Annotated in this window: 27 protein-coding genes; 15 read left to right on the forward strand and 12 right to left on the reverse strand. The window is 63.1% G+C overall.

Annotation, left to right across the window (positions count from 1 at the left end):
• Nucleotides 1–139: 139 nt before the first annotated feature.
• The 4 genes from purF (at nt 140) to AAFO92_RS08925 (ending at nt 2,952) form a co-directional block, all read left to right on the forward strand.
• A complete protein-coding gene (gene purF, locus AAFO92_RS08910) occupies nt 140–1,591 on the forward strand; it encodes an amidophosphoribosyltransferase (RefSeq protein ID WP_347534934.1) in 1,452 nt (483 codons plus the stop codon).
• Between the two features lie 178 nt (nt 1,592–1,769).
• Nucleotides 1,770–2,033 (forward strand): hypothetical protein, encoded by a 264-nt coding sequence (locus AAFO92_RS08915; protein WP_347534382.1) that lies wholly within the window; start codon nt 1,770–1,772, stop codon nt 2,031–2,033.
• Between the two features lie 34 nt (nt 2,034–2,067).
• Entirely contained in the window at nt 2,068–2,490 is a 423-nt protein-coding gene (locus AAFO92_RS08920) for a DUF1284 domain-containing protein (RefSeq protein ID WP_347534383.1), read from the forward strand.
• A 126-nt stretch (nt 2,491–2,616) separates the two neighbouring features.
• Nucleotides 2,617–2,952, forward strand: a complete 336-nt coding sequence (locus tag AAFO92_RS08925; protein ID WP_347534384.1) for a cupin domain-containing protein — start codon at nt 2,617–2,619, stop codon at nt 2,950–2,952.
• Between the two features lie 90 nt (nt 2,953–3,042).
• Here the strand turns inward: AAFO92_RS08925 and AAFO92_RS08930 are convergent, their stop codons facing one another.
• On the reverse strand, nt 3,043–3,642 hold the full coding sequence (locus tag AAFO92_RS08930) for a biotin transporter BioY (protein WP_347534385.1): 600 nt from the start codon (nt 3,640–3,642) through the stop codon (nt 3,043–3,045).
• Nucleotides 3,643–3,757: 115 nt separating this feature from the next.
• Here AAFO92_RS08930 and AAFO92_RS08935 point away from each other — a divergent pair, with 115 nt between their 5' ends.
• The 4 genes from AAFO92_RS08935 (at nt 3,758) to AAFO92_RS08950 (ending at nt 7,171) form a co-directional block, all read left to right on the forward strand.
• The gene (locus tag AAFO92_RS08935) at nt 3,758–4,411 is read left to right on the forward strand and encodes an SDR family NAD(P)-dependent oxidoreductase (RefSeq protein WP_347534936.1); all 654 of its coding nucleotides are present in this window, start codon (nt 3,758–3,760) and stop codon (nt 4,409–4,411) included.
• Nucleotides 4,412–4,519: 108 nt separating this feature from the next.
• Nucleotides 4,520–5,302 (forward strand): 5'/3'-nucleotidase SurE, encoded by a 783-nt coding sequence (surE, locus tag AAFO92_RS08940; RefSeq protein ID WP_347534386.1) that lies wholly within the window; start codon nt 4,520–4,522, stop codon nt 5,300–5,302.
• Nucleotides 5,299–5,955 carry a protein-L-isoaspartate(D-aspartate) O-methyltransferase gene (locus AAFO92_RS08945; protein WP_347534387.1) on the forward strand — a complete coding sequence of 219 codons (657 nt, stop codon included), beginning with the start codon at nt 5,299–5,301 and terminating at the stop codon, nt 5,953–5,955. The genes surE and AAFO92_RS08945 overlap by 4 nt, the downstream gene beginning before the upstream one ends.
• A 61-nt stretch (nt 5,956–6,016) precedes the next feature.
• Nucleotides 6,017–7,171, forward strand: a complete 1,155-nt coding sequence (locus AAFO92_RS08950) for a peptidoglycan DD-metalloendopeptidase family protein (RefSeq protein ID WP_347534388.1) — start codon at nt 6,017–6,019, stop codon at nt 7,169–7,171.
• Between the two features lie 226 nt (nt 7,172–7,397).
• Here AAFO92_RS08950 and AAFO92_RS08955 read toward each other — a convergent pair whose 3' ends face one another.
• The 7 genes from AAFO92_RS08955 to AAFO92_RS08985 all read right to left on the reverse strand — a co-directional run bounded on the left by AAFO92_RS08955 (nt 7,398) and on the right by AAFO92_RS08985 (nt 13,789).
• Complete coding sequence (locus AAFO92_RS08955) at nt 7,398–8,234, reverse strand: ATP-binding protein (RefSeq protein ID WP_347534389.1); 837 nt, start codon at nt 8,232–8,234, stop codon at nt 7,398–7,400.
• The gene (locus tag AAFO92_RS08960; protein ID WP_347534390.1) at nt 8,231–9,214 is read right to left on the reverse strand and encodes a twin-arginine translocase subunit TatC; all 984 of its coding nucleotides are present in this window, start codon (nt 9,212–9,214) and stop codon (nt 8,231–8,233) included. The genes AAFO92_RS08955 and AAFO92_RS08960 overlap by 4 nt, the downstream gene beginning before the upstream one ends.
• Nucleotides 9,211–9,807, reverse strand: coding sequence for a Sec-independent protein translocase protein TatB (gene tatB / locus AAFO92_RS08965; RefSeq protein ID WP_347534391.1), 597 nt, complete (start codon nt 9,805–9,807; stop codon nt 9,211–9,213). The genes AAFO92_RS08960 and tatB overlap by 4 nt, the downstream gene beginning before the upstream one ends.
• Nucleotides 9,808–9,814: 7 nt before the next feature.
• The gene (locus AAFO92_RS08970; protein ID WP_347534392.1) at nt 9,815–10,039 is read right to left on the reverse strand and encodes a twin-arginine translocase TatA/TatE family subunit; all 225 of its coding nucleotides are present in this window, start codon (nt 10,037–10,039) and stop codon (nt 9,815–9,817) included.
• Between the two features lie 290 nt (nt 10,040–10,329).
• The gene (gene dacB, locus AAFO92_RS08975) at nt 10,330–11,820 is read right to left on the reverse strand and encodes a D-alanyl-D-alanine carboxypeptidase/D-alanyl-D-alanine-endopeptidase (RefSeq protein WP_347534393.1); all 1,491 of its coding nucleotides are present in this window, start codon (nt 11,818–11,820) and stop codon (nt 10,330–10,332) included.
• A gap of 86 nt (nt 11,821–11,906) precedes the next feature.
• Nucleotides 11,907–12,560 carry a nicotinate-nucleotide adenylyltransferase gene (locus AAFO92_RS08980; protein WP_347534394.1) on the reverse strand — a complete coding sequence of 218 codons (654 nt, stop codon included), beginning with the start codon at nt 12,558–12,560 and terminating at the stop codon, nt 11,907–11,909.
• Entirely contained in the window at nt 12,560–13,789 is a 1,230-nt protein-coding gene (locus AAFO92_RS08985; protein WP_347534395.1) for an alpha/beta hydrolase, read from the reverse strand. The genes AAFO92_RS08980 and AAFO92_RS08985 overlap by 1 nt, the downstream gene beginning before the upstream one ends.
• 169 nt (nt 13,790–13,958) lie before the next feature.
• Between AAFO92_RS08985 and ettA the strand changes: the two genes are divergently transcribed.
• Nucleotides 13,959–15,614 (forward strand): energy-dependent translational throttle protein EttA, encoded by a 1,656-nt coding sequence (gene ettA / locus AAFO92_RS08990; protein ID WP_347534396.1) that lies wholly within the window; start codon nt 13,959–13,961, stop codon nt 15,612–15,614.
• Nucleotides 15,615–16,186: 572 nt separating this feature from the next.
• Here ettA and AAFO92_RS08995 read toward each other — a convergent pair.
• From AAFO92_RS08995 to ribB, 4 genes are all read right to left on the reverse strand, one after another.
• Complete coding sequence (locus AAFO92_RS08995) at nt 16,187–16,708, reverse strand: hypothetical protein (protein ID WP_347534397.1); 522 nt, start codon at nt 16,706–16,708, stop codon at nt 16,187–16,189.
• Between the two features lie 172 nt (nt 16,709–16,880).
• Nucleotides 16,881–17,354, reverse strand: a complete 474-nt coding sequence (gene nusB, locus AAFO92_RS09000) for a transcription antitermination factor NusB (protein ID WP_347534398.1) — start codon at nt 17,352–17,354, stop codon at nt 16,881–16,883.
• Nucleotides 17,351–17,896 carry a 6,7-dimethyl-8-ribityllumazine synthase gene (locus AAFO92_RS09005; protein ID WP_347534399.1) on the reverse strand — a complete coding sequence of 182 codons (546 nt, stop codon included), beginning with the start codon at nt 17,894–17,896 and terminating at the stop codon, nt 17,351–17,353. Before AAFO92_RS09005 ends, nusB begins: the two co-directional genes overlap by 4 nt.
• Nucleotides 17,897–17,900: 4 nt before the next feature.
• Complete coding sequence (gene ribB, locus AAFO92_RS09010) at nt 17,901–19,052, reverse strand: 3,4-dihydroxy-2-butanone-4-phosphate synthase (RefSeq protein ID WP_347534400.1); 1,152 nt, start codon at nt 19,050–19,052, stop codon at nt 17,901–17,903.
• A 318-nt stretch (nt 19,053–19,370) separates the two neighbouring features.
• Here ribB and AAFO92_RS09015 point away from each other — a divergent pair, with 318 nt between their 5' ends.
• The 6 genes from AAFO92_RS09015 to arsB all read left to right on the forward strand — a co-directional run bounded on the left by AAFO92_RS09015 (nt 19,371) and on the right by arsB (nt 24,818).
• A complete protein-coding gene (locus AAFO92_RS09015) occupies nt 19,371–20,075 on the forward strand; it encodes a hypothetical protein (RefSeq protein ID WP_347534401.1) in 705 nt (234 codons plus the stop codon).
• Nucleotides 20,076–20,382: 307 nt separating this feature from the next.
• Nucleotides 20,383–21,174 carry a VPLPA-CTERM sorting domain-containing protein gene (locus AAFO92_RS09020; protein ID WP_347534402.1) on the forward strand — a complete coding sequence of 264 codons (792 nt, stop codon included), beginning with the start codon at nt 20,383–20,385 and terminating at the stop codon, nt 21,172–21,174.
• A gap of 255 nt (nt 21,175–21,429) precedes the next feature.
• The gene (gene argE / locus AAFO92_RS09025) at nt 21,430–22,584 is read left to right on the forward strand and encodes an acetylornithine deacetylase (protein ID WP_347534403.1); all 1,155 of its coding nucleotides are present in this window, start codon (nt 21,430–21,432) and stop codon (nt 22,582–22,584) included.
• A gap of 296 nt (nt 22,585–22,880) precedes the next feature.
• Nucleotides 22,881–23,213 (forward strand): metalloregulator ArsR/SmtB family transcription factor, encoded by a 333-nt coding sequence (locus AAFO92_RS09030; protein ID WP_347534404.1) that lies wholly within the window; start codon nt 22,881–22,883, stop codon nt 23,211–23,213.
• A 15-nt stretch (nt 23,214–23,228) separates the two neighbouring features.
• Nucleotides 23,229–23,744 carry an arsenate reductase ArsC gene (locus AAFO92_RS09035; protein ID WP_347534405.1) on the forward strand — a complete coding sequence of 172 codons (516 nt, stop codon included), beginning with the start codon at nt 23,229–23,231 and terminating at the stop codon, nt 23,742–23,744.
• 18 nt (nt 23,745–23,762) lie between these two features.
• Entirely contained in the window at nt 23,763–24,818 is a 1,056-nt protein-coding gene (gene arsB, locus AAFO92_RS09040; protein ID WP_347534406.1) for an ACR3 family arsenite efflux transporter, read from the forward strand.
• Nucleotides 24,819–24,855 lie beyond the last annotated feature (37 nt).

The following is a 24,855-nucleotide window of genomic DNA, read 5'->3' on the forward strand; positions in this document are numbered from 1 at the left end:
CGCAGCCGATGTCATGGACGCAAGCCAGCCACATACGGGCAGACTTTATGATAGTTTCGTGACATACTGTACCCAAGTGCTTATGTACGGTTCAAATCGCGCGTAAACGGATTCGGAGCTGCCCCTCTTGTCCAAACAGATGCCCCCCGCCCATCCCTTCGACGATGACAAACTTCACGAGGAATGCGGCATATTCGGCGTCATCGGCCTGACCGATGCCGCGAATTTCGTGGCCCTTGGCCTGCACGCCTTGCAGCACCGGGGGCAAGAGGCCGGTGGAATTGTCTGTCATCACCCGGAACATGGCTTCAACTCGGCGCGCCGGTTTGGCTATGTGCGCGACAATTTCACCAAGCAATCGCTGATGGAAACCCTGCCCGGGCCGCTGTCGATCGGGCATGTGCGCTATTCCACCGCCGGGTCCAAAGGGGCCGTGATCCGCGACGTGCAGCCGTTCTTCGGTGAATTTTCCATGGGCGGCGCGGCGATTGCCCATAACGGCAACATCACCAATGCCGATGCGCTGCGCAAGGAACTGATCGAACGTGGGTCGATCTTCCAAAGCTCATCCGACAGCGAATGTATCATTCACCTGATGGCGCGGTCCCTGCAGCGCACCATCCCCGAGCGGATGGAGGACGCGCTGCGCCGTGTCGAAGGCGCGTTTTCGGTTGTGGCGATGACCCGCACCAAGCTGATCGGCGTGCGCGATCCGCTGGGCGTGCGGCCCTTGGTCCTGGGCCAGGTCGGTGAAGGCTGGGTGCTGAGTTCCGAAACCTGCGCGCTCGACATCATCGGCGCGCAATTCGTGCGCGAGATCGAACCGGGCGAAATGGTCGTGATCACCGACAAGGGTGTCGAAAGCCACTACCCCTTCCGCAAGCAGGCGTCACGGTTCTGCATTTTCGAGCATGTCTATTTCTCACGGCCGGATTCCATCATCGGCGGCCGCAGCGTCTATGAAACCCGCCACCAGATCGGTATCGAACTGGCGCGCGAAGCCCCCGTCGAGGCCGATCTTGTCTGTCCCGTGCCCGATAGCGGCACGCCGGCCGCCATTGGTTTCAGCCACGAAAGCGGCATTCCCTACGCGATGGGCATTATCCGCAACCAGTATATGGGCCGGACCTTCATCGAACCCACCGAGCAGATCCGCAACATGGGGGTGCGGCTCAAGCTCAATGTCAACCGCGCCCTGATCGAGGGCAAGCGCGTGATCCTGGTGGATGACAGCGTGGTGCGTGGTACCACCAGCCGCAAGATCAAGGAAATGATCCTGGATGCCGGCGCCAAGGAGGTGCATTTCCGCATCGCCAGCCCGCCCACCGCCTGGCCCTGCTTTTACGGCGTCGACACGCCCAACCGCGAGAAACTGCTGGCCGCGACCATGTCCGAAGAGGAAATGCGCGAACATCTGGCGGTGGACAGCCTGAAATTCATCTCGCTCGACGGTCTGTATCGTGCCGTGGGCGAGGCGAAGGGCCGCGACAAGGGCTGCCCGCAATATTGCGACGCCTGTTTTTCGGGCGAATATCCGGTGACGCCATCCGACATGATCGAAAAAGGGTTCGAGCTGAAGGCCGCCGAATAATCCCCGCGGCGAGTTGAACGGGCACGAATCCACCTTATGCTGCAATGCGGCATAAATCCGCTGAGTGTTTGCCAGCCCGATCTTTTCATTCCCCGATCTCCCTGCTATGCGCCCGCCGCGCACATCACTGCGCGTCAACGCGGGCCAAAGCGCGCCCGGTCACTTCAAGGCACCGTCCATGTCCGACCAAACCGAAACGCCGCAGGAAACCCTGCGCGCCGCCACCGATGAAAACGCCCTGCGCCAATCCTGGGCGACCCTACTTGGCACCGTCGTCAAACCCGACGAGGTCCGCGCCCTGATCCGATACAGCAGCGGCAGGATCACCAGCGTCACCACCGGCGACCGGGTGGGGCGTGGCCGGGTCGCGGCGATCGACGACGGGGTGGTGATGCTGACGCTGAACGGCCAAACGCGCAAACTGACCATCGGCGGCGTTTGACAAGCGGGTTGTTTTGCGGGCACATGCTGCGATCATGACCCCGCCTGTCATTACATACCGTCCGCATCATTTTCTTTGCTCGCTCGGGTTTCAGGGCAAGGGCTATTCCGACGGGTTCACCGCCAACATGTCCCGGATCGTGGTGGACACGCTGCGCGCGCCGGGCGGCGATGACACGCTGATCGAGGTCACGGGCGTGACCGATGACATCTGCGCCCCCTGCCCCAAGCGCCGCGGCACGCTGTGCACCGAACAGGAAAAGATTTCGGCGCTCGATATGCGCCACGCCCGCGCGCTTGGCCTGTTTGACGGCACACGGATCACCTGGGCCGAGGCCAAGCGCCGGATCGTCAAACGCGTGCCGCCTGGATCGCTGCAAACCCTGTGTCAGGGCTGCCAGTGGCTTGAACTGGGGCTGTGCGAGCAAGCTTTGGCCGACCTGCATTCGGGGTCCTAGGCACCCCGGCAAGTCACGTTTCGGCGGCGGACTCGGATCGTCATGCAAGTTGCAAACGCCACCAATATCGGCGTTTACTGCAAGGCAGGGCGCATCATCACGGTTTGACAGAAAGGGAGAGTAAACATGTCCTTCCCGGATTTCATCAAGGCGTTTCCCGGCATTGAAATCCCTTTTCCCGACGATGTCGTGCAAACGGCGGTGGTTCGCTCCGACGCAGGTCTGGTCGTTTTCTTCAGCTTTCTCAAGGATATGGAACTTCCCCTGCATGCACATGGCGCGCAATGGGGGACCGTCATCGAAGGAGAGATCGAGCTTACCATTGCCGGCGAAACCAAGGTTTACAGGCCCGGGGACAGCTATTCCATTCCAACTGGTGCCGAACATGGCGCTTCGATCAGGTCCGGCACGAAAGTCATCGACGTTTTTGAAGAACCTGACCGGTATCCGCTGAAGGACTGAACAGCGGCGGTCTTGCCGGGCAGCCGGTCGGCATCAAACAAAGACGCCGCCCCAATGGAGCGGCGTCAGGAATGTCATGGCGGCAATAGCTCAGCCTTTGCGGGCGTTCAGCGCCTTCCAGCCGCCCCAGACGACCATCGCGGCAATCACTGCCTTGACCGCATCGCCCAACAGGAACGGGCTGACCCAGTAGGTCCAGATCACGTCAGCCGACGATCCGACCCACTTGCCGGTCATGCCGGCGGTCTCGGCGATCGCCATCGGCCAGGCCACGCCCGGAATGTACAGCAGCGCCGAGATCACGATACCGGCAATTGCGGTCGAAACCACACCGCGCGCCAGGCCCTTTTCAACCGCCAGACCGGCCAGCCAGGCCATGCCGACGAAGCCGAAGAGGAAACCGGCAGTGGGTCCGATCAGCGCCGCGGCAGAACCGGCATTCGCAAAGACCGGCAGGCCCATCGCGCCCTCGGCCAGGTAGGCGGTCAGCGTAACCGCACCCAAACGCGAGCCGAATGTCAGGCCGACGATCAGGATGGCCAATGTCTGCATCGTCAGCGGTACCGGGTAGAACGGAACCGAGATTTGTGCAGCAATGGCGATGAACAGCGTGCCGCCCAATACCAGAGCCGCCTTTTTCAGCAAAGTTTCCTGGCCAATGATGGCCTTGCTCAGAACAGTATCGTGCATGATGCTGTGCCCCTCTTCAAATATGTCTCCATTGACCTTCTTTTTTCGCCGCAGGTGCGAGAAAGTCAAGCGAATGCCCTTGATTATTACCGCAATGGGTGTGATTTCCACCTTCATGACCGACAGGAATCCTTCCAAAACCGCCCTTGTAACCGGTGCATCGCGCGGATTGGGTGCCGCGCTGGCCGAGGTGCTGGCGCAAACCCATCACGTCGTGGCCGTTGGCCGCACCACCGGCGCGCTGGAGGAACTGGATGACCGCATCCAGGCCGCCGGCGGCCAGGCCACGCTGGCGCCGATGGACATCACCAACCCGGATGCAATGGCGCAGCTCTGCCGCTCGATCCATGACCGTTGGGGGGCGCTGGACGTCTGGGCTCATACGGCGGTACATGCCGCACCACTGTCGCCTGCCGCGCATCTGGATGCCCGCGACTGGGATAAATCCGTGGCCTGCAACGTGACCGCGACGGGCCAGCTGATCCCCTTCATCGCACCGCTCCTGGGCGAAACCGGCACCGCGATCTTCTTTGAGGACGCTCAGGCAGGTGCGAAATTCTTCGGCGCCTACGGGGCCACCAAATCCGCGCAGATCGCGCTGGCACGCAGTTGGCAGGCGGAAACCGCCAGCACCGGGCCGAAGGTTCACATCCTGACGCCAGTGCCGATGCCCACTGCCACCCGCGCGCGGTTCTTCCCCGGCGAGGATCGCGCGCCGCTGGCCGATCCCCGCGCCGAGGCGCGGCGGCTTCTGCAGGACATCTGCTGATCCCCACCGGTTTGCGCCCCGCGACGGGTGCGCAAGCAGGGCGTTCCGACGCTTGCCCCTGTGCACCGCCCCCGCTACTAAGGCTCAAGGCACAAAAGGGCAAAAATCTTGCGCATTCTCATCACCAATGACGACGGCATCAACGCTCCCGGGCTCGAGGTGCTGCACGGCATCGCCACCGCGCTCGCCGGCCCGGACGGCGAGGTCTGGACCGTCGCCCCCGCCTTCGAGCAATCCGGCGTCGGCCACTGCATCTCCTACACCCAGCCGATGATGGTCAGCCAGATGGGCCCGCGCCGCTTCGCGGTCCAGGGCAGCCCCGCCGACTGTGTGCTGGTGGGCGTGCACGACATCCTCAAGGACACGCCGCCCGATCTCGTGCTGTCCGGGGTCAACCGCGGCAACAACTCGGCCGAAAACGCGGTCTATTCCGGAACCGTGGGCGCCGCGATGGAGGCCGCGCTTCAGCGTGTCCCCGCCATCGCCCTCAGCCAGTATTACGGGCCCGCGAACCGCGACCTGGACGACACGTTCGAGGCCGCCCGCGCGCATGGGCTGCCAACCCTGCGCCGCCTGCTCGACAAGGGCGTATGGACCGAAGACGAATACGGGATCTTCTACAACGTCAATTTCCCGCCGGTACCGGCCGCGGACGTCAAGGGATTGCGCGCCGCCCCCCAGGGGTTTCGCCGCGACATGGGTTTCGGGGTCGAGCCGCATATGTCGCCCTCGGGCCGCCGATTCCTCTGGGTCACGGGCGCGCCTCAGCAGCAGCCGACCATGCCCGGCTCGGATGCCGATGTGAACCTGCAGGGCTACATCTCGGTCACGCCGATGCGCGCCGACCTGACGGCCCATGATACGCTGGACGCGCTGAAAGCCATCGAATGAGCGACGAAGACGACGATATCGCCCAACGCAAGATGCAGTTCCTATTTGCGCTGCGTTCCAAGGGCGTGACCGATGCGCGGGTTCTGTCGGCCATGGAGAAGATCGATCGCGGCCCCTTCATCCGGGGCCTCTTTTCACAGCGCGCCTACGAGGACATGCCCCTGCCGATCGCCTGCGGCCAGACCATCAGCCAGCCCTCGGTCGTGGGTCTGATGACCCAGGCGCTGAGGATCGAGCCGCGCGACAAGATCCTCGAAGTGGGCACCGGCTCGGGCTACCAGGCCGCGATTCTCAGCCAGCTCGCCCGCCGCGTCTATACCGTCGATCGCCACAAGCGCCTGGTGACCGAGGCCAGCGCGATTTTCAACGATCTCAACCTTACCAATATCACCACCCTTGTGGCCGACGGCTCCTTCGGGCTGCCCGACCAGGCCCCGTTCGACCGTATCCTTGTAACCGCAGCCGCCGAAGATCCGCCCGGACCGCTCTTGGCGCAACTCAAGATCGGGGGTATCATGGTGGTGCCGGTGGGCCAGTCCGATGCCGTGCAGCACCTGATCCGCGTCTCGCGCACCGATCAGGGCTTCGACTACGATGAACTGGCACCGGTGCGTTTCGTGCCATTGGTCGAGGGCCTTGGCAAGGACACGTAACGAGGACTAAAAGCGCAAGCAAAGCCCCGGCAACAAGGGGCAGAGCACGAGGACACGAGCAATGAGTTTTACGACACGCCCCGCCCTGGTTCTTGCCGGCAGCGCCCTGATGGCGCTCAGCGCCTGCGACACGCCGCTGGATTTCGACCTGCGCGGCGGCAGGGCGCCGAACACCGCCGAGGCGGCCCGAAACGCCACGGCCGACCGGCCCGAGCCGGATGGCCGTGGGGTCATCTCTTATCCCGGCTACCAGGTCGTCGTTGCCCGACGCGGCGATACCGTTGCCAGCCTGGCCGCCCGCGTCGGCGCCGATGCCGAGCAGCTGGCCCGCTTCAACGGCATGCAGACCGGCGATGTCCTGCGCCAGGGCGAAATCGTCGCGCTGCCGGGCCGTGTGGCCGAACCCGCCGGCGGCCCGATCCAGCCGCCGAATTCCCAGATCACCTCCATCGCCGGCAGCGCGCTCGACAATGCGCAATCAACCCAGGTCACGACCACGGCGCTGGAACCCGCCGCCCAGACCGGCGCGGAACCGGTTCGTCACAAGGTCGAGCGGGGCGAGACCGCGTTTACCATCGCGCGTCTTTACAATGTCTCGATCCGCAGCCTGGCCGACTGGAATGGCCTCGGCAGTGATTTTTCGGTCCGTGAAGGCCAGTATTTGCTGATTCCCGTGGCTCTGCCCGGTAGCGAGACCGAACCGTTCGACGCTGCCAGCGCCCCAGGCGAAGGCACGCCCACGCCGCTGCCTCCCAGCAGCACGCAGCCCCTGCCCTCGCAGGATACCAAACCCGCCGCGCGCCCGGTCAAGAAAACCGCTACCGCGCCCGACCTGGGGACAACCCGAACCCAGGCGTCGGCGAAGCAGTCGCGCATGGGAATGCCGGTTCGCGGCGATATCATCCGCGAATATCAGAAAGGCAAGAACGAAGGCATCGACATTGCCGCCAATCCCGGCTCGACGGTCAGGGCCGCCGCGTCGGGCGTTGTCGCAGCCATCACCGAAGATACCAACGGCATCCCGATCATCGTCGTCAAACATGACGACAACCTGCTGACGGTCTATTCCAACGTGGGCAATGTCGCGGTGAAAAAGGGCGACCAGGTGACTCGCGGTCAGAAACTGGCCGAGATTCGCCGCGAGGGAACCGCCGCGCTGCATTTCGAGGTGCGCGAAGGGTTCGACAGCGTCGACCCGATACCTTATCTGGGCTGACCGGCCCATTCCCAGGCACCTCCAAGAGGCGTTCGCGCCGCTCACGCAGATGCGTTTTGCGCTCGGGCCGCGCAGGCCTTGGGGCCCTGCCCCAAACCCCGGAGTATTTCGGGCAAGATGAAAGAGGACGCCCTGCTTCAGCTTGCTGCAAGTACTCCCGCCGGAGACAATGTTGCATGGAACGGTCCGGCGATGGAGGCAGTGCAGTCCGAGAGAGCGCACCCGGTCAGAAGGAAACGCCGCGCCGCCCTGCCAGATCGGTGAAATACTGCCAGGCCACCCGGCCCGAGCGGGCACCGCGCGTGGCCTGCCATTCGATCGCCTCGGCGCGCAGTGTATGGTCGTCGATTTCGACTTCGTAGGCGTCGCAATAGCCCCGGATCATGCGCAGATATTCGTCCTGATCGCAGGGGTGGAATCCCAGCCAGAGGCCGAAGCGATCGCTGAGCGAGACCTTTTCCTCGACCGCTTCGGACGGTGAGATCGCGGTCGAGCGTTCGTTTTCGATCATGTCACGCGGCATCAGGTGGCGGCGGTTCGAGGTGGCGTAGAACACGACGTTGTCCGGCCGCCCCTCGATACCGCCATCGAGTACCGCCTTAAGCGATTTGTAATGCTGATCGTCATGCGAGAAACTCAGATCATCGCAGAACAGCAGGAACCGCGCCGTGCTGCCACGCAGCAGGTTCAGAAGCCGCCCCACGCTGGTCAGGTCTTCGCGCTGCAGCTCCACGATCTTCAGCGCCAGCCCCTGTGACCGAATGGCGGCGTGCACCGCCTTGACCAGCGAGGATTTGCCCATCCCCCGCGCGCCCCAGAGCAGCGCGTTATTGGCCGGCAGTCCACGGGCAAACTGCAGCGTATTCTCCAGCAGCGTATCGCGCGACCGGTCGATGCCGACCAGCAGGGACATATCCACGCGGTTGACGTCTGCGACGGGTTGCAGCCGGTCCGGCTCCACATGCCAGACAAAGGCGTCAGCTGCATCGAAATCAGGCTGTCTGAGCGGCGCGGGCGACAGGCGCTCCAGCGCTGCTGCAATCCGCTCAAGTGCATTGCTCACGCCTTGGGCTCCTCGGCGTCCGGACCATCCTCGACCAGATCGTCGGCCAATTCCTCATCGGCCAGCTCTTCGTCGTCGAGCGCTTCGTCGTCGAGATCGTCATCATCGTCCTCGAACCACGTGCCTTCGGCCCGCATCCGCGCCTCGCGCTGCCTCTCCACCCGTTTGACCAGTTGGATCGACACTTCGTAGAGCCCATAGACCACCACGAAGAGGATAAGTTGGGTGACCACATCCGGCGGCGTCACCAGCGCCGCCAGCACCAGTATCCCCACCATCGCGTATTTGCGGACACCGGCGAGGCCCGCGGCACTCACCAGTCCAGCCTTGCCCATCAGTGTCAGCAACACCGGCAGCTGGAAGCAGAGGCCGAAGGCCACAATGAATTTCAGCGTGATGTCGAGCGATTCATTGACCTTGCCGAAGAAGGTAATGCGCACCCCATCCTGGGTCTCGGGCACCACCGCGGCATCGGGCGGCAGTTCTTCCACCGTTCCCGACAACAGGTTGGCGAAGATCGAACTGACATCGGCAAACCCGAGGAAAAACGCCATCGCCAGCGGCGTGACGACGAAATGCGCGAAGGCCGCGCCCAGCATGAACATCACCGGCGAGGCGATGATGAAGGGCAGGAAGGCGTTCTTTTCCGCCTTGTAGAGGCCAGGCGCCACGAACCGCCACATCTGGTGGGCGATTACCGGGAAGGCCAGCGCAAACCCGAACACCATCGAGATGCGGAAAAGCGTGAAAAGGTATTCCTGCGGGCTGGTATACTGCAGCGTAGGCGCCGGATCACCCAGTTCGCGCAGTTGTGCTTCGATTGGCTGCAGCAGGAACTGCAGGATCGGTTCGGCCACCACAAAAGCCAAGACGATCCCGACGATATAGGCCAGGACCGAGCGGATCAACCGCGTGCGCAATTCCGCCAGATGCTCAATCAGCGGGGCCGAGCTGTCTTCGATCTCATCGGCATTGCTCATGCGTCGCCCTCAGCGGTTTTCTTTGCTGCCGGTTTCCGGGGCGCCGCTTTCTTTGCTGGCTTCCTGGGTGCCGTGGCGGGTTTGCCGGATGTCCGGGCAGCGGTCGATTTCTTGGTGGCCGTCTTCTTGGGCGCCGTTTTCTTGGCCGGGGCTTGCTTGGCCGGGGCTTGCTTGTTGGCGGTCTTGACGTCGGTCTCCTTGGCCGCCTCGGCCGCCAGGCGTTCGGTCGCCTTTTCGGCCGCCTTCTGGCGGATCTTGTCGGCCTGGGCCTGACGTTCCGGCGACAGTGTCGATTTGCCGTCCTTGGGCTTGCCGCTGTTCATCGTCTGCTCGGTAAAGCTGGTGGCTTTCTTGACCTCGTCCAGCGCGCTGTTCATCGGGTTGCTGGCTTTCTTCAGCGTGTTGGTCACATCGCTGACACCGGCATCATCCGCCGCCTCGTTCATCGCCCGGCTGAATTCGCGGGCCATCCCCTTGGCCTTGCCGACGAAATTGCCCACCGCCCGGAACATGCCGGGCAGGTCTTTGGGCCCGACAACGATCAGCGCCACGATGCCGATCAGCAGCAGCTCTGTCCAGCCAAGGTCGAACATTCAGGGGTCAGGCCTTGTCTTTTTCGTCTTCGGGCGTCACGTCCTTGGCAGTATCCGCAGCGTCCTTGCCGGCATCGTCGATTTCCTTGTTGCCCTCGGCAACGCCTTTCTTGAACGAGGTGATGCCCTTGCCGACCTCACCCATCAGCGATGAGATCTTGCCGCGCCCGAAAAGTACCAGCACGACAACTGCAATCAGCAGAAGGCCCGGAAGGCCGATATTGTTCAGCATGTTGTTTTCTCCCTAGCTCGGGGCGATCGTTGCGCAGCCCCGGGAATTTCATCAACTGTATCTAAGCCCTTCACGCGCGGGTTGGAAGAACCAATGCGCCGCAAGCGCAAATTTCTGTTGGAAAAGTGATCCCCCGCGGCGCCTGCTCTGGGTCCGTTTCGCGCGACAAAGCAGAAATTGCCGAAAAGATCCGCCGGTGCATTCACCGTTCCTGAAATACTCGGGGGTGATCGACACTGTTGCGCCGTTGATCCGGGCGATCCGAACGGCACGGCGGCATTTCCCGGCCACTAGCTGCCGTAGACGGTTCCCCACCGTTCGATCAGCTTTTGCTGCAGCTTCTTCGCGCGGCTGTTCCAGCCCGACGCGCCGGGCGGTCTGTCGCCCAGCTTCTTGGGCAGGGCGTCGCGGCGCTTCGTGTCGGCGGCAAAGATGGCAAAGGCCATCTCGGTCCCGTCGGTCGCGGTCATGTAACCCGCAAGCCCACTGACAAAATACAGCGTCCCGGTCTTGGCGGCGACTTTCACAGGGTGGTTCCGGTTCCGGCGTCCGTTGGCATCCTTCAGCGCAATCGGCTTGAGCAGCGGCTTCAGCTGGCCGTTCTTGTGCACGGCCGCCAGCGCCCGGGCCATCGCCTCGGCCGACAGGCGCGACATCCCGCCCAGCCCGGAGTGATCGACCAGCCGCGCGCCCTTCATCCCCAGGGTTTCACGCGCCCAGTAGGACATCTCGCGCGCCGATGCCCGGATCGAGTCCACCTGCCCGATGCGCGCCTTGCTCGCCATCTGGCCGACCAGTTCCGCGGTCAGGTTGGTCGAGTATTTCAGCATCTCCCGCAGAATTTCCGGCAATGGTTCGCTTTGTCGCGTCACCAACGCCCGCCCGCCCGGATCGGCCCGCACCACCTCGGGCGCGGCCAGCACGATGCCGTGTGACCGCGCAAGCGTCCTGAACACCTCGCCGGCATAGGCCTCGGGCTTGCGCACCGGCAACCAGCGCGACCCGTTCTTGCCCAGGAACCTGCGCGCCACGCTCCAGCTGTCATAGCTGCCGCCATCCTCATAGGTGTAAACCGGCCCCTTGCGGTCCGACACCTGCATTCGCGCGACGGTCACGTCGGGGCGGTATTTCGCGGTCCGCGCATCCATCGTGACGGTGTAATCCTTGTTGCCGCGCTTCCACTGGAAATGCACCCGGTTGTAGTTCAGGTTCAGGCCCGAAACCGACGGGTTATAGGCCACATGGTCGGGCTGATCCTCGTCAACCGCCAGGGTAAAGGGCAGCTCCCCGCCATAGACCAAGAACCTGCCCCTGACCTCGTTCACACCCGTCGCTTTCAACCATTGCGCCATCTCAGCCAGACCGTCGGTATCAAGCGAAGGGTCGCCCCCGCCCGCCAGGACCAGATCACCCTCGAGAATGCCGTTGGTCACCGGCCCGGTGGCACGCAGCCGGGTCTTGAACCTGTAGTGCTGCCCCAGCGCATCCAGCGCATAGAGCGCCGTTACCGCCTTGGTCACGCTGGCGGGCGGCTGGCCCGAGGCGGCATTTACCCCTTCCAGCGACTTGCCCGATTTCACATCAACCACGGCGCAGCCGACGCGCCCGCCCAGATTGGCCTCGCGGATCAGGACCTCGGCACCGTTTGCCAGGGCAGGCCGCGGCCCGTCCGGGCGCAGTTGCGGCCGCAGCGATACCTCTGGCGCGCGCGCAAAGGCGGCGCTGGCCGCACCGCTCAGCAAGCCGCCCAGGATCGCGCGTCTCGAAAAATTCCTGCTCATGGGCGCAAAATAACCTCAGGCGGGCCAGGCAGACAATCCGCTTTCCACCTCACATACCGTTCAAATCTGCGGCAGTTGCACGACGGTCACCGTGCCGGAACAGACGGCCAGCCGCCCTGTGCCCGCAACCGCGTCGACGAAATCGCCCGCATCGGCATGTTGACAAAGCACCACCGCGGCGTGCCGGAACGGGCCAGCAGCTGGCTCATCCGGCCCGGCAGGCGGGCATGTGCGTAGATCCGCGCGGGTTTCGACATCCTGGCCGAAATCCGCTGACCGGGGCGGGCCAAGACCCCCATGTGCACATTCTCGATGATCCAGCGCCAATCCTGCCACTGATCCAGTTGCGCCAGGTTGTCCGCCCCCATCAGCCAGACAAAACGCACATCGGGGTGAACGCTCTGCAGCGCCGCCAGGGTCTGCGCGGTATAGCGCGTACCGGCGCGGGCCTCGAAATCGCTGATCGCGACGCGCGGATGATCCATGACCGCACGACAGGCCGACAGGCGCTGTTCCAGCGGCGCGGGACCGCGTGCCTTCAGCGGATTGCCGGGGCTGACCAGCCACCAGACCCGATCCAGCCCGAAGCGTTTCAGCGCCTCGCGCGTCAGGTGCACATGCCCTTCATGCGGCGGGTCGAACGACCCGCCCAGCAGGCCGATCACCTGGCCGGCCCGTGCGGGCGGCGTGGCACGCGCCAAGTCGATGCCTGTGCTGATCATGATCTCCGCATCATCCATTACCGATCCACCGGCACGAAGGTGGTAGCGGGGAATTGTTCAAGCATCCAGAAATTCGTTCCCAGGTGGCTCAGGTTGCGCGCCGGGCTGCCCGGCGCGGCATCGGTCTGCAACAAGGTCACGATATCGGTCAGGACCACGGGATTTTCGCGGAAATAGGAATGGCCGCGCGGCGACACCACGCCGCTGACATCGACGAAGTGAACATTATCCGCCTGATGCAGTTGCTGGCGTTCGATCAGGCTCAGCTCGTCATAGGCAAGCCGCCCGAACCGCTGACCGGAATTCACCACCTGGGCCAGCCCCAGTGCCTCGTCCGTCGGGTTCATATAGACCGTGATGGTCTGAAAGGCCGGGCCGAAATCCTCGGCGATCAGGCGCTGGCGAACCACGCCGAAATCCAGGTCGGGCGCAGCCAGCACCAGATTGTCGATTTTCAGCACCTGCCGCGGGTTCCGCCCCGCTGCACGCGCCGCGATGATCATCTCGCGCAGGGCGGCAGAGGCCACATCGGTGCCACGGCTGTGGGCAATTACCTGGATCTTGCTGAGCCCCGGCACACCGGCCAGCAGGCGCAGCGTTTCCTTCAGGTGATAGATTGAAAATTCGCCGCTTTCACGATCCCGGAAATACCCGAAAAGGCCGGGGTTATCCGCAGGCCAGGTATAGGCGATCGGCACCGCAGAGCGGCCCGCCGCCTGCCAGATGTTGGCCATGGTGGTCAGCGCGTCGTCGAAATCATTGTTATAGCCGTGAATGAACAGCACGACCTGGTCCTGGCGGCGCGCCTGCAGGGCGCGGGCCACCTGGTCCTGAAAGGCGCGGCCCGCTGCCTGATACGCTGTCACCGCCGCCGCGTCGGGCCTGATCGCCCCGGTCCGGCGCATGATCGGCAGCGGCGTTGCCGGAAACCGCACCTGCTCGGAAACGTCGCGGACGCGGATGGCCCGGTCATCGAAATCCGCTGCCAGCAGGTCAAAGCCCAGCACCGCCTCGCCAAAGGCCATCGACGCGCTGCGCCTGAACCCGTAAGGCGCCCGCCGATGGCCCGCTTGGACGGGCGCGCGATCGGTGACGTAGAAAACCCTGCCGGTATCGGGTGCTTCGGCCATCCCCGGGATCGCGGTTTCGGTCAGCACCGGCAGCGTGTCGCAGGCCGCGACCAGCGCCAGGACCGCCGCCCACAGCCCTGCCGTCCACCTGCCCCGTCCGATAATCCACGCGCGCATCCCTGGCGTCCCCCGGCTGCCGGTTACTCGCCGCACTATCGCCCAAACCCGCGGGCACAACAATGCCGGAACCGGCAGCGGCATATTTCGTCCGCGCCCGCACCGCAGAGGTTGAAACCCGCCGCACGCCCCCGTAAACCCAAGCGAACATCTATGGCGGAGTTGGATCATGGCAGCCTATCAATATGTCTATCACATGCAGGGGGTCTCCAAGGCCTATCCGGGCGGCAAGAAATGCTTTGAGAACATCCACCTGAGCTTCCTGCCGGGCGTGAAGATCGGCGTTGTCGGCGTCAACGGCGCCGGTAAGTCCACGCTGATGAAGATCATGGCCGGGCTTGACAGCGATTTCACCGGCGAGGCCTGGGCGGCGGAAGGCGCCAAGGTGGGCTACCTCCCGCAGGAGCCGCAGCTGGATGAGAGCCTCAGCGTACGTGACAACGTCATGCTGGGCGTTGCCGCGAAGAAGGCCAAGCTCGACCGGTTCAACGAGCTGGCGATGAACTATTCCGACGAAACCGCCGACGAGATGGCCGCGCTTCAGGACGAGATCGACGCCCAGAACCTGTGGGATCTCGACGCCCAGATCGATGTCAGCATGGAGGCGCTGCGCTGTCCGCCGGATGACGCCGACGTGAAAACCCTCTCGGGCGGGGAAAGGCGCCGCGTGGCGTTGTGCAAGCTGCTCCTGGAAGCACCCGACATGCTGCTGCTGGACGAACCCACCAACCACCTGGACGCGGAAACCATCGCCTGGCTGCAACAGCACCTGATCGACTACAAGGGCACGATCCTGATCGTCACCCATGATCGCTACTTCCTCGACGACATCACCGGATGGATCCTGGAGCTCGACCGCGGCCGCGGCATCCCCTACGAGGGCAATTATTCCGCCTGGCTGGAGCAGAAGGCCAAGCGGCTGGCGCAGGAGGCGCGCGAAGACAAGTCCAAGCAGAAGACGCTGGAGCGCGAGCTGGAATGGATGCGGCAGGGCCAGAAGGCGCGTCAGGCCAAGTCCAAGGCCCGGATCAAGGCCTATAACGAGATGGCCGGCCAGTCCGAGCGCGAGAAGCTGACCCGCGCCCAGATCGTCATCCCCAACGGCCCGCGCCTGGGCGACAAGGTGATCGAGGTCGAGGGCCTCAAGAAGCACATGGGCGACAAGCTGTTGATCGAGAACCTCTCCTTCTCACTGCCGCCAGGCGGCATCGTCGGCGTGATCGGCCCCAATGGCGCTGGTAAAACAACGCTCTTCAAGATGTTGACCGGACAGGAAAAACCCGATGATGGCAGCGTTGAATACGGCGACACGGTGCAGCTGAGCTATGTCGACCAGTCGCGCGATGACCTGAACCCCAACGAGAACGTGTGGGAGGCCATCGCCGACGGGCAGGACATCATCAAGCTGGGCGATGCCGAGGTCAACGCCCGCGCCTATTGCTCGGCCTTCAACTTCAAGGGCGGCGACCAGCAGAAGAAGGTCTCGCTTCTATCCGGCGGCGAGCGCAACCGCGTGCACATGGCCCGGCTCTTGCGCGAGGGCGGCAATGTGCTGCTGCTCGATGAGCCCACCAACGACCTGGACGTCGAAACCCTGCGCGCGCTCGAGGACGCGCTGGTGGATTTCGCCGGCTGCGCCGTGGTTATCAGCCACGACCGCTTCTTCCTGGACCGCATCTGCACCCATATCCTGGCCTTCGAAGGCGAGGCCCACGTGGAATGGTTCGAAGGCAATTTCGAGGATTACGAGGAAGACAAGAAACGGCGACTGGGGGCGGATGCCCTGGAGCCAAAACGGATGAAGCACAAGAAGTTTGCGCGGTAGGTCTATTGCAGCGCGCTTGCTTTGATACTATATATTGTGGTGACGATGGAGACCCTCATACGGTCGTGCGTCGGGTGAGTGGTCCCGTATGGGGCAGCCACAAGCCCCGGCCCGAAGTCGTAAGCGCTTAGCGGCGCTATGTCGGTTCCTAGCCCGGACTGGCTAAGGCGGTCCGACAGAACTCACGACGGATGTCGTGAATACTCTGAGCGGGTAACCGTCGAAAGGGTAGCTCCAAGTGATCATAGGAGCATGCCGAACCGCCGTTTTAAAGGGCGGGATACAAATACTGAGCGAACTCTAACGCTCATCCGGATGGGCATCGCTAGAGGCTAACTCAATGCGGTTTTCATTCAAATTGGAAGGGCGAGTGCGTTACGCCGATGTTATCGGTACTATCGCGCTCTTGCTGACGATACTCGGATTTTTCCTATAAAGTCGGGCGGCTTTGGCCGCCCTTCCTACTTCACCGCAAGCGAAGGGTGCGTGCTCGCACGCACTATGTCCCACCTCTGAACCCGCGCAATGGTGCGTGAAATCACGCACCCTACAATGGTCTCGTAACGACGCGTTTAGAGCCGCCGGGCCATGCGTTCGGCCTCGTCCAGGACGCCGTTCAGGGTGCGTTTGCCCTTGCCCCAGGCGAACATCTGGCCCTTGATCTCGCTGGCGCCGATGACCTCGGTGCCGTCCTGACCCAGGTCCACAACGTCGAATTCGACCCGCCCGCCGGTGGAGAGGATGTCGCTGGGCATCCCGCCCATCAGGATGGCGCCGCGCCGTGTGTCGGTGGCCGCGGTCAGGCCCGTGTCGCCCGCGGACATCGCCAGCACCATCGCCTTGAGCACGATGTCATAGGGATCGCGGAAATGGCGCGTGACCTCCTTCTTGCTGGACAGGCCCAGGCCCTTGCCCAGTTGTTCACCCACCAGCACGACGCCCAGAAAATCACCCTTGCTCATGTCCGCACCGCCGGCAAGCCCGGTGGTGATGGTCGATTTGCTGTCCCCGGACGCGGCGCTGGCAGTGCGAATCCCCTGCTCTGCCAGGATATCCTGTACCGATATCCGGTCACTCTTGCCTGAGTCTGACATCACCACCCCTCCAATAACCTTGTGCTAAAAGGTCAGTGTACCGCAAACCAGCGGGCGCACCAAACCGGCGGGCCCGCCGCGCAGGTGCACGGAGGGTGCCGCCTCTGATGGTATGTGTTACACGGGGTCCCGTCATGGCCGGCCGGGAAACCGGATCGCGCGATATGCGCGCTCAGAACGCTTCGGGCCTGGCCTCGCGCGCCATGTGGTCGAGCACGGCATTGACGAATTTCGGCTCGCGGCCCTCGGGGAAGAAGCTTTTGGCGATATCGACGAATTCCACGATGATCACCTTCGGCGGCGTGTCGGATTGGGTCAGTTCCGCCCCGGCGGCACGGAACAGCGCGCGGAGGGTCGGGTCGATCCGGTTGATCGGCCATTTCGCCACCAGCGCACGGTCGGTCATCTGGTCAATCAGCGCCTGGTGGTTCACCGCGTCCTGCATCAGGCTCTCGAACAGGCCGACATCGCCCTCGGCCATCTCGCCCTCGTCATAGGAGGCGCCGAAACGGTGATCCTCGAATTCGTGCATCACCGCATCCACGGTCTGGCCCGAATGCTCCATCTGAAACAGCGCCTGCACGGCATAGAGCCGCGCGGCCGATTTCATCTGCCGTTTCTGATTGCCGGAGAGCTTCTGTGTCATGCTTTCGGATTATCCTCGAGGCCGCCGGCCAGCTTGTATTCTTCCGCCTCGGGCAGGAATCCCACCCCCTTGCGTGCGGCGCCCCATTTACGGGTGAGCGCCACCAGATGCAAGGCCGCCGCCGCCGCCCCTGCCCCTTTGTTCATGCGCGCAGGATCGGCCCGCACCTCGGCCTGGTCGCGGTTCTCGACCGTCAGGATGCCGTTGCCGATGCACAGCCCCTGCAGCCCCAGCATGGTGATCCCGCGTGAGCTGTCATTGCAGACTGTCTCGTAATGCGTGGTCTCGCCGCGAATGACGCAGCCCAGGGCCACGTAGCCGTCGAAATTCGACATCCGCTCGGCGATGCCGATGGCGGTGGGCACCTCGAGCGCGCCCGGCACCTCGACCAGATCCCATGTGGCGCCTGTCGCCTCGACCTCGGCCTTGGCGCCGGCAATCAGGTTATCGGCGATGTCGCGATAGAAGGGCGCCACCACGATCAGCAGCTTGACCGGTTGGTCGAATTCGGCGCGGGGCAGTGAATATTCCTTTTCGGCCATGATCTTATCCTTCGCTCAGGGCACGGGTGCCGGTGATAGAAATACCGTAGGCATCAAGGCCCAGATAGCGGGTATCGGGGCTGTCGGTCAGCAGGATCAGCTCGTGCAGGCCCATGGTCTGCATGATCTGCGCGCCCAGGCCGGTCTGCTTGATGGTACGCGGCGTGTCCTCGTCTTCCATCTCGCTGGCCAGCTTGGGCCGCGGCTGGCGGAACAGGAACACGGCGCCGCGCCCCTCGGCGGCGATGATCTCCATCGCGCGGGGCAGCTTGCCGGTGGGGCCGCTGGTGGTCTGTTTCAGACCGATGCCCAGCACGTCCTCCAGCGCGTTGAGCGCGTGGGTGCGCGTGAGTACCGGCTTGCCGTCGCTCAGGTCGCCCTTGGTCAGGACCACGTGCTCGGTGCCGCTGATCTGATCGGCGAAAATCCGCATCTCCCACGCGCCGCCATGGGACGAGGTGATGGCCTCGCGCCGAACCTCGCGCACCAGGTTGTCATGCTTGTGGCGATAGGCGATGAGATCGCTGATCGTGCCGATCTTCATGCCGTGTTTGCGGGCAATCTCGACCAGCTCTGGCAGACGGGCCATGGTGCCGTCTTCTTTCATGATCTCGCAGATCACCCCCGAAGGATGCAGTCCCGCCAGGCGCGAGATATCCACCGCCGCCTCGGTATGGCCCGCGCGGATCAGCACACCGCCATTGCGGGCACGCAGCGGAAACACATGCCCCGGCGTGGCGATGGTGGCGGGGCCGTTCTGATCGTTGATCGCGGTGGCCACGGTCAGCGCCCGGTCGGCGGCGGAAATCCCGGTGCTGACGCCTTCGCGCGCCTCGATCGACACGGTAAAGGCGGTTTCATGACGGGACGAATTGTTCACCGCCATCATCGGCAATTGCAGCGCCTCGATCCGTTCGGCGCTCATCGGCAGGCAGATAAGGCCCCGCCCATGCGTTGCCATGAAATTGATGGCCGCCGCATCGGCAAACTCGGCCGGGATCACGAAATCGCCTTCATTCTCGCGATCTTCATGATCGACAAGGATATACATCCGGCCCGCACGGGCCTCGGCAATGATCTCTTCGATGGGCGCGATCGACTGGCGCAGACCAGCCTCGACCGGGCCCGGTTTCTCGAACGGAACAGTTTCAGACATCTGACCCCCGGAAATGTGCTCCCGCCAGATACCGCAGGGGCCGCGCGTTGACCAGAGCGGATGTTGCGCCACGACGCGACGCTGCGTTCGCGAATGGCAAAACGGGTCGAATCATGCCTGTCCCGGCGTAGCGGATTGGCTTTCTTCGCCAACCAATCCGCGCCCTGCCCAATGATCGTTTCCAATCTTGCGACGGTTGCACGACCCTGACGCGAAATTCTTGTGGATTTTGGGGTTTTCAAAGCACCCCCATTGACGTGCGCCCGCGTCCTTTGGCAAGGGAAGGCCCGGTTCTGTATTGTAACGAGTGAGTACACCATGTTTCTACGCACTATCCTTGTCGCCGCCGCGGCGGCAGTCGGCCTTGCCGGCACAACAGCCGGCGCCGCGACGATCTATCACGCGACCAGCCACTACGAGAATGGATCACCCGAGCATTCGGCCTGGTTCGGATCGGGCCCGCAGGGCGCGACCGGCAGCAAGTCGAACCATTTCCTGTTCGAGAATACCCTGGCCGGCGAAGACCCATTTGGCACCTTTGTCGTCACGGGCAACACCGCCACGCTGACCGGCACCGTCCGCAACGCGGCGCTGCAGGGGTTCGACGTGGTCCTGAACCTGATCGAGGTTGCCGACCCTGGCAAATACAAGACGGTCGGCGGGTCGAACCCCGATTTCTCACAGTGGAAATTCTATGATTTCACCAGCGCGCAGCTGATCTCGAAAACCGCGGGTATCGCCAGCTTCTACCTCGAGATGCGCGGTGATGGCCTGAAGGTTCAGTTCGGCGTCGGCGCCAATGACAAGGATCCGCTGAAGCTGGGCCTGTCGACGTGGTTTACCGCGCGTGAGCTGAACTGCCTGGGCGATCAGTGCCAGTCCTATCACGGTGACTTCAACATCGTGCTGGAACCCGGCGGCGGTTCGGGTGTCGTCCCGCTGCCCGCAAGTGCGCTGCTGTTGCCCGCCGCCCTGGGCATGCTGGGCGCTGCCGGTCGGGTGGCCCGCCGCCGCAAGGCCTGAGATTTTTGCGGCATCGCAAAGCACCACCTGTCTCCGTGACGGGTGGTGCCTTGCCCTTATGGGCATGGATTTGCAGCTACACCGATCCGCTTCGGCAGGTTCCCCTTCACGTTGCATTTTCCCGAGTGTTGTTTCCGAACCATCAACAAACCATCCAATTTGCCTAAAATGTTGTCCAATTGTCTCTTCCGTCCGGAATTAATTCCGCTTTATGGGATATTTACCCTGATTCCGCATTGACAGCCCGCCCCATTGCCCGGCATGGTCGCTCGGAAAAATAGTGCACTTATAACGTGTGAGGGTGACGATGTTTATGAGAACTGCGCTACTTGCAGCCGCAACAGCCATTGGGCTTTCCGGCTTGGCAGCCGAACCTGTTTCGGCAGCGTCCTATTCAGCAACCAGCTTCTACAGCAAGAAGGGCAAGCAGATCAGCTCGGCCGGGTTCTCCAAGCGCCTCAGAGGGTATCGCAACCACATGGAGGGCGCGACTGGCTTTCGCAAGAACCACTTCTCGTTCGAAAACTCCAAGGATGGCGCGGGCAACTTCACGATCAACGGCAACACGGCGACGCTGACAGGGATCCTGCGCAACGCCGATGGCCAGGGCTTCGAAGTCACGATCAACTATCAACGCACGAAGAACCCGGGCGTCTACAAGAAACGTCGCCGCACATCCACCGACGACTGGTCATTCTTCAAAATGACATCGGGGACGATGACCTCGATCGACGGCGAACTTGCCAGCTTTGATCTGTCGATGATCGGCAGCAAATGGGACGGCAAGAAACGCCGCAAGCTCGCAGCCCAGTTCGGCACCGGTGCCAACAGCAGGAACCGTGACCTGATGGGCCTGTTTACCCGCTTCCGTGCGACCGAACAAGACTGCGACAGCTCGGTCGAGAAGTGCCGAAAGTATAATGGTTCGTTCAGGCTGGTTCTCACCGAGAACGATCCGTTGGCCGCCGAGGCCGCCGGATTGATCGACGATGGCAACGTCGCTGTCGTGCCGCTGCCTGCTTCGGCCTTGCTGCTGCCTGTCGCGCTTGGCATGTTCGGCCTGGCCGGTGGCATTGCCCGACGCCGCCGCCAAGGCTGATCTTCAAGACAGTCGCCTATTGAACAGCACCCCTCGCGGGTGCTGTTTGTTCTTGCCCATGTGTCCGGGTCCGGATTTCGTTGACACCATAGGCCAAGACACGGACCCGAAAAGGCGTGAAACTCAGGGGCGCTGCCCTGCTCCTGCGGGTGATTTTTTGGTCTATTGGGTTTCGGCGCCCCGCCGGATTGGGTTAGTAACTTCCTCAGGAACGCCCGCTTCCTTGACGAAACCGGATCACCCAGGACACCACCGATGCCGACACCCGACATCCTTTCCCGCCTGATCGCCTTCGACACGGTCAGCCGGAACCCGAACATGGAGCTGATGGCCTATGTCAGGGATCTGTTGGCCGAGGCCGGTGTCGGGTCAACGCTGATCCCGAACGCCGAGGGCACCAAGGCCAATCTGCTGGCTACGATCGGCCCGTCCGATACGGGCGGGGTCATGCTGTCGGGGCATACGGATGTGGTGCCGGTCGACGGGCAGGACTGGACCAGACCCCCGTTTGAGCTGACGGTAGCCGACGGGCGCTATTACGGGCGCGGCACGACCGACATGAAAGGCTTCGTGGCCTGTGCCCTCGCCGCCGGGCTGAAAGCCGCGCAACGCCAGTTGAAATCGCCGCTGCATCTGGCGTTTTCCTATGACGAGGAAATCGGCTGTCAGGGTGTGCGGTCGATGATCGACCTGCTGCAGGACGCCCCGGTGCGCCCCGCCATGTGCATCGTCGGCGAGCCGACAAGCCTGTCCGTCGCCACCGGCCACAAGGGCAAGATCGCGCTCAGGGCGCGATGTGTCGGGCGCGAGGGGCATTCGGCGCTGGCACCGCTGGCGATGAACGCGCTGCATCTGGGCTGTGATCTGGTGCAGGTGTTGCGCGACGTGCAGGCGGAACTGCGGGACAACGGCGTTCAGGACGGCGATTATGATGTGCCCTACACGACCGTGCACGCGGCGCGCATGACCGGGGGCGTTGCGCTCAACATCGTGCCCAATCTCTGCGAGGTGGATTTCGAGATCAGGAACCTGGCGCAGGACGACCCGCAGGCAATCCTGTCCGATATCCGCACCCGCGCCGGCGCGATCGTTGCGGCGGTAAAGGATCACGCGCCCGAGGCCGCCATCGAATTCGACATCAGCTTCTCCTATCCGGGGCTGGACACCAGCCGCACGGCGGATGTTGTCAATTTCGTGCAATCCCTGACCGGCGTGAACTCGACCAACAAAGTCGCCTTCGGCACCGAGGGCGGGCTCTTCTCGCAGGAACTGGATATTCCCACCGTCATCTGCGGCCCTGGTTCCATGATGCAGGGGCACAAACCGGACGAATATGTCGAGATCAGCCAGATCGAACGCTGTGATGCGATGCTGGATGTGCTGCTGGATCGGCTGGAGGCGGGGATCTGACCAACAGGTCGGGCCGATCATGTCGGCAAGGCGGACAAAACAGATCGCACCCCCCGAAGTGATGGGCCGTACAGGCATAAAATTTGAAGATCTGGATGGAACAAGAGCTTTCCGCGCGAAAACTCCGCTCTTTCATCGTTCCGCAAATACTCCGGAGCGAAGCCCCTGACGACCCTCGCGCGCATCGTGGCTAGACCAGTGCCCGTCAAGGGTTCCGAGCGGGCATTCGTAAAACCTGTGTAACATACACTCCCACCCGATTGACCAATTGCCAATATATCAATATTTCACGATATATGGATAAGAAACAAGCACTCGACGCCTTTTCGGCACTATCGCAACCCACACGTCTCGACGCGTTCCGGCTTCTGATTCGCGCCGGCGCAGAGGGCATGAATGCCGGGGATGTCGCCACCCGGCTCGGGGTCAAACAGAACACCATGTCGGCCAATCTCACGGTCCTGACCCAGGCCGGCCTGCTGCGCAATGCGCGCGAAGGCCGCCAGATCCGCTACTTCGCCGATCTTGACGGCGTCCGCGGGCTTCTGGGGTTTCTGATGCAGGATTGCTGCGGCGGAAATCCCGATCTTTGCCAACCGCTTATCCAGGAAATCGCCCATCCCTGCTAACCCGGAGTTCCGCCCATGCCCGCCCCCCAGAAGAACGTCCTTTTCCTTTGCACCGGCAATTCCGCCCGGTCGCTGATCGCTGAATGCATCATTAACCGCGAGGGCCTTGGCAAGTTCCGCGGCTTTTCCGCCGGCTCCCAGCCCGCCGGTCAGCCCAACCCGCACGCCATCGCGCTGCTGGACAAGCTGAACTACAAGACCGACGCGCTGCGCTCAAAAAGCTGGGCGGAATTTGCCGCCCCCGACGCCCCGCAGATGGATTTCGTCTTTACGGTCTGCGACTCGGCGGCGGCCGAAACCTGCCCGATCTGGCCGGGGCAGCCGATGAGCGCCCATTGGGGCGTGCCGGACCCGGCGGCTGTCACTGGCAGCGAAGCCGAGATTGCGCTCGCCTTCGCCGAAACCCACCGGATGCTCATGAACCGCATCACGATATTCGCCAACCTGCCGCTGGCGGAGCTCGACAAGCTCAGCCTGCAGCGCGAGCTGGACGCGATCGGCCGCGCCACCAACGCACATCAGAATGCCTGACCCACGGAGTATCTTCTAATGACCGACCAATCCACGCTGGATGCCCCCGGTGGCATCGGCACGTTTGAACGCTGGTTGTCGATTTGGGTGGCCCTCGCCATCGGTGCAGGGGTCGTTTTGGGCAACCTGGCACCGGACATCTTCCAGGCGCTGGCCGATCTTCAGGTATCGTCGGTCAACCTGCCTGTCGCCCTGCTGATCTGGGCCATGGTCTATCCGATGATGGTAGGGGTCGATTTCACATCGCTCCGGCAGATCGGCGAGCGTCCCAAGGGCCTGATTATCACGGTTGTGATCAATTGGCTCGTCAAGCCGTTCACAATGGCCGCGCTTGGCGTGCTGTTCTTCGAATATGTTTTCGCGGGCCTGATCCCGGCCGATGACGCCCAATCCTATCTTGCCGGCGTGATCCTGCTGGGCGCGGCGCCCTGTACCGCGATGGTCTTCGTCTGGTCCAACCTGACACGGGGCGATGCCACCTATACACTGGTTCAGGTCAGCGTGAATGACGTGATCATGATCTTTGCCTTCGCGCCGATCGTGGCCCTGTTGCTGGGCATGACCGACATCACCGTGCCGTGGGAAACCCTGCTGCTGTCGGTTCTTCTCTATATCGTCATTCCGCTGGTCGCGGGGCTGATCACCCGGACCCGGCTGATGGCAAGGGGCGGCGAGGCCGAGGTGGAGGCGTTTCGGGACCGGATCAAGCCGATCACCATTCTGGGCCTGCTGGCAACCGTGGTTCTGCTTTTTGGCTTTCAGGGGCAGGTCATTCTGGAAACCCCGCTGGTCATCGCGCTGATCGCGGTGCCGCTGCTGCTGCAGAGCTACGGGATTTTCTTTGTTGCCTACGCCGCGGCCCGGTTGTGGAAGGTGCCGTTCAGTGTGGCGGCCCCCTGCGCGCTGATCGGGACCTCCAATTTCTTCGAACTGGCCGTTGCCGTCGCCATCAGCCTTTTCGGCCTTGGCTCAGGCGCAGCGCTGGCAACCGTTGTGGGCGTCCTGGTCGAAGTCCCCGTGATGCTGTCACTGGTGGCCTTCGCCAATCGTACCCGCCACTGGTTCCCCAACTGAGCCGGGTGCCTGACGACTCGCGGACCTGGTGCATAGC

Origin of the sequence: Roseovarius sp. CAU 1744 (assembly GCF_039839345.1) — a bacterium.
Lineage (GTDB): Bacteria > Pseudomonadota > Alphaproteobacteria > Rhodobacterales > Rhodobacteraceae > Roseovarius.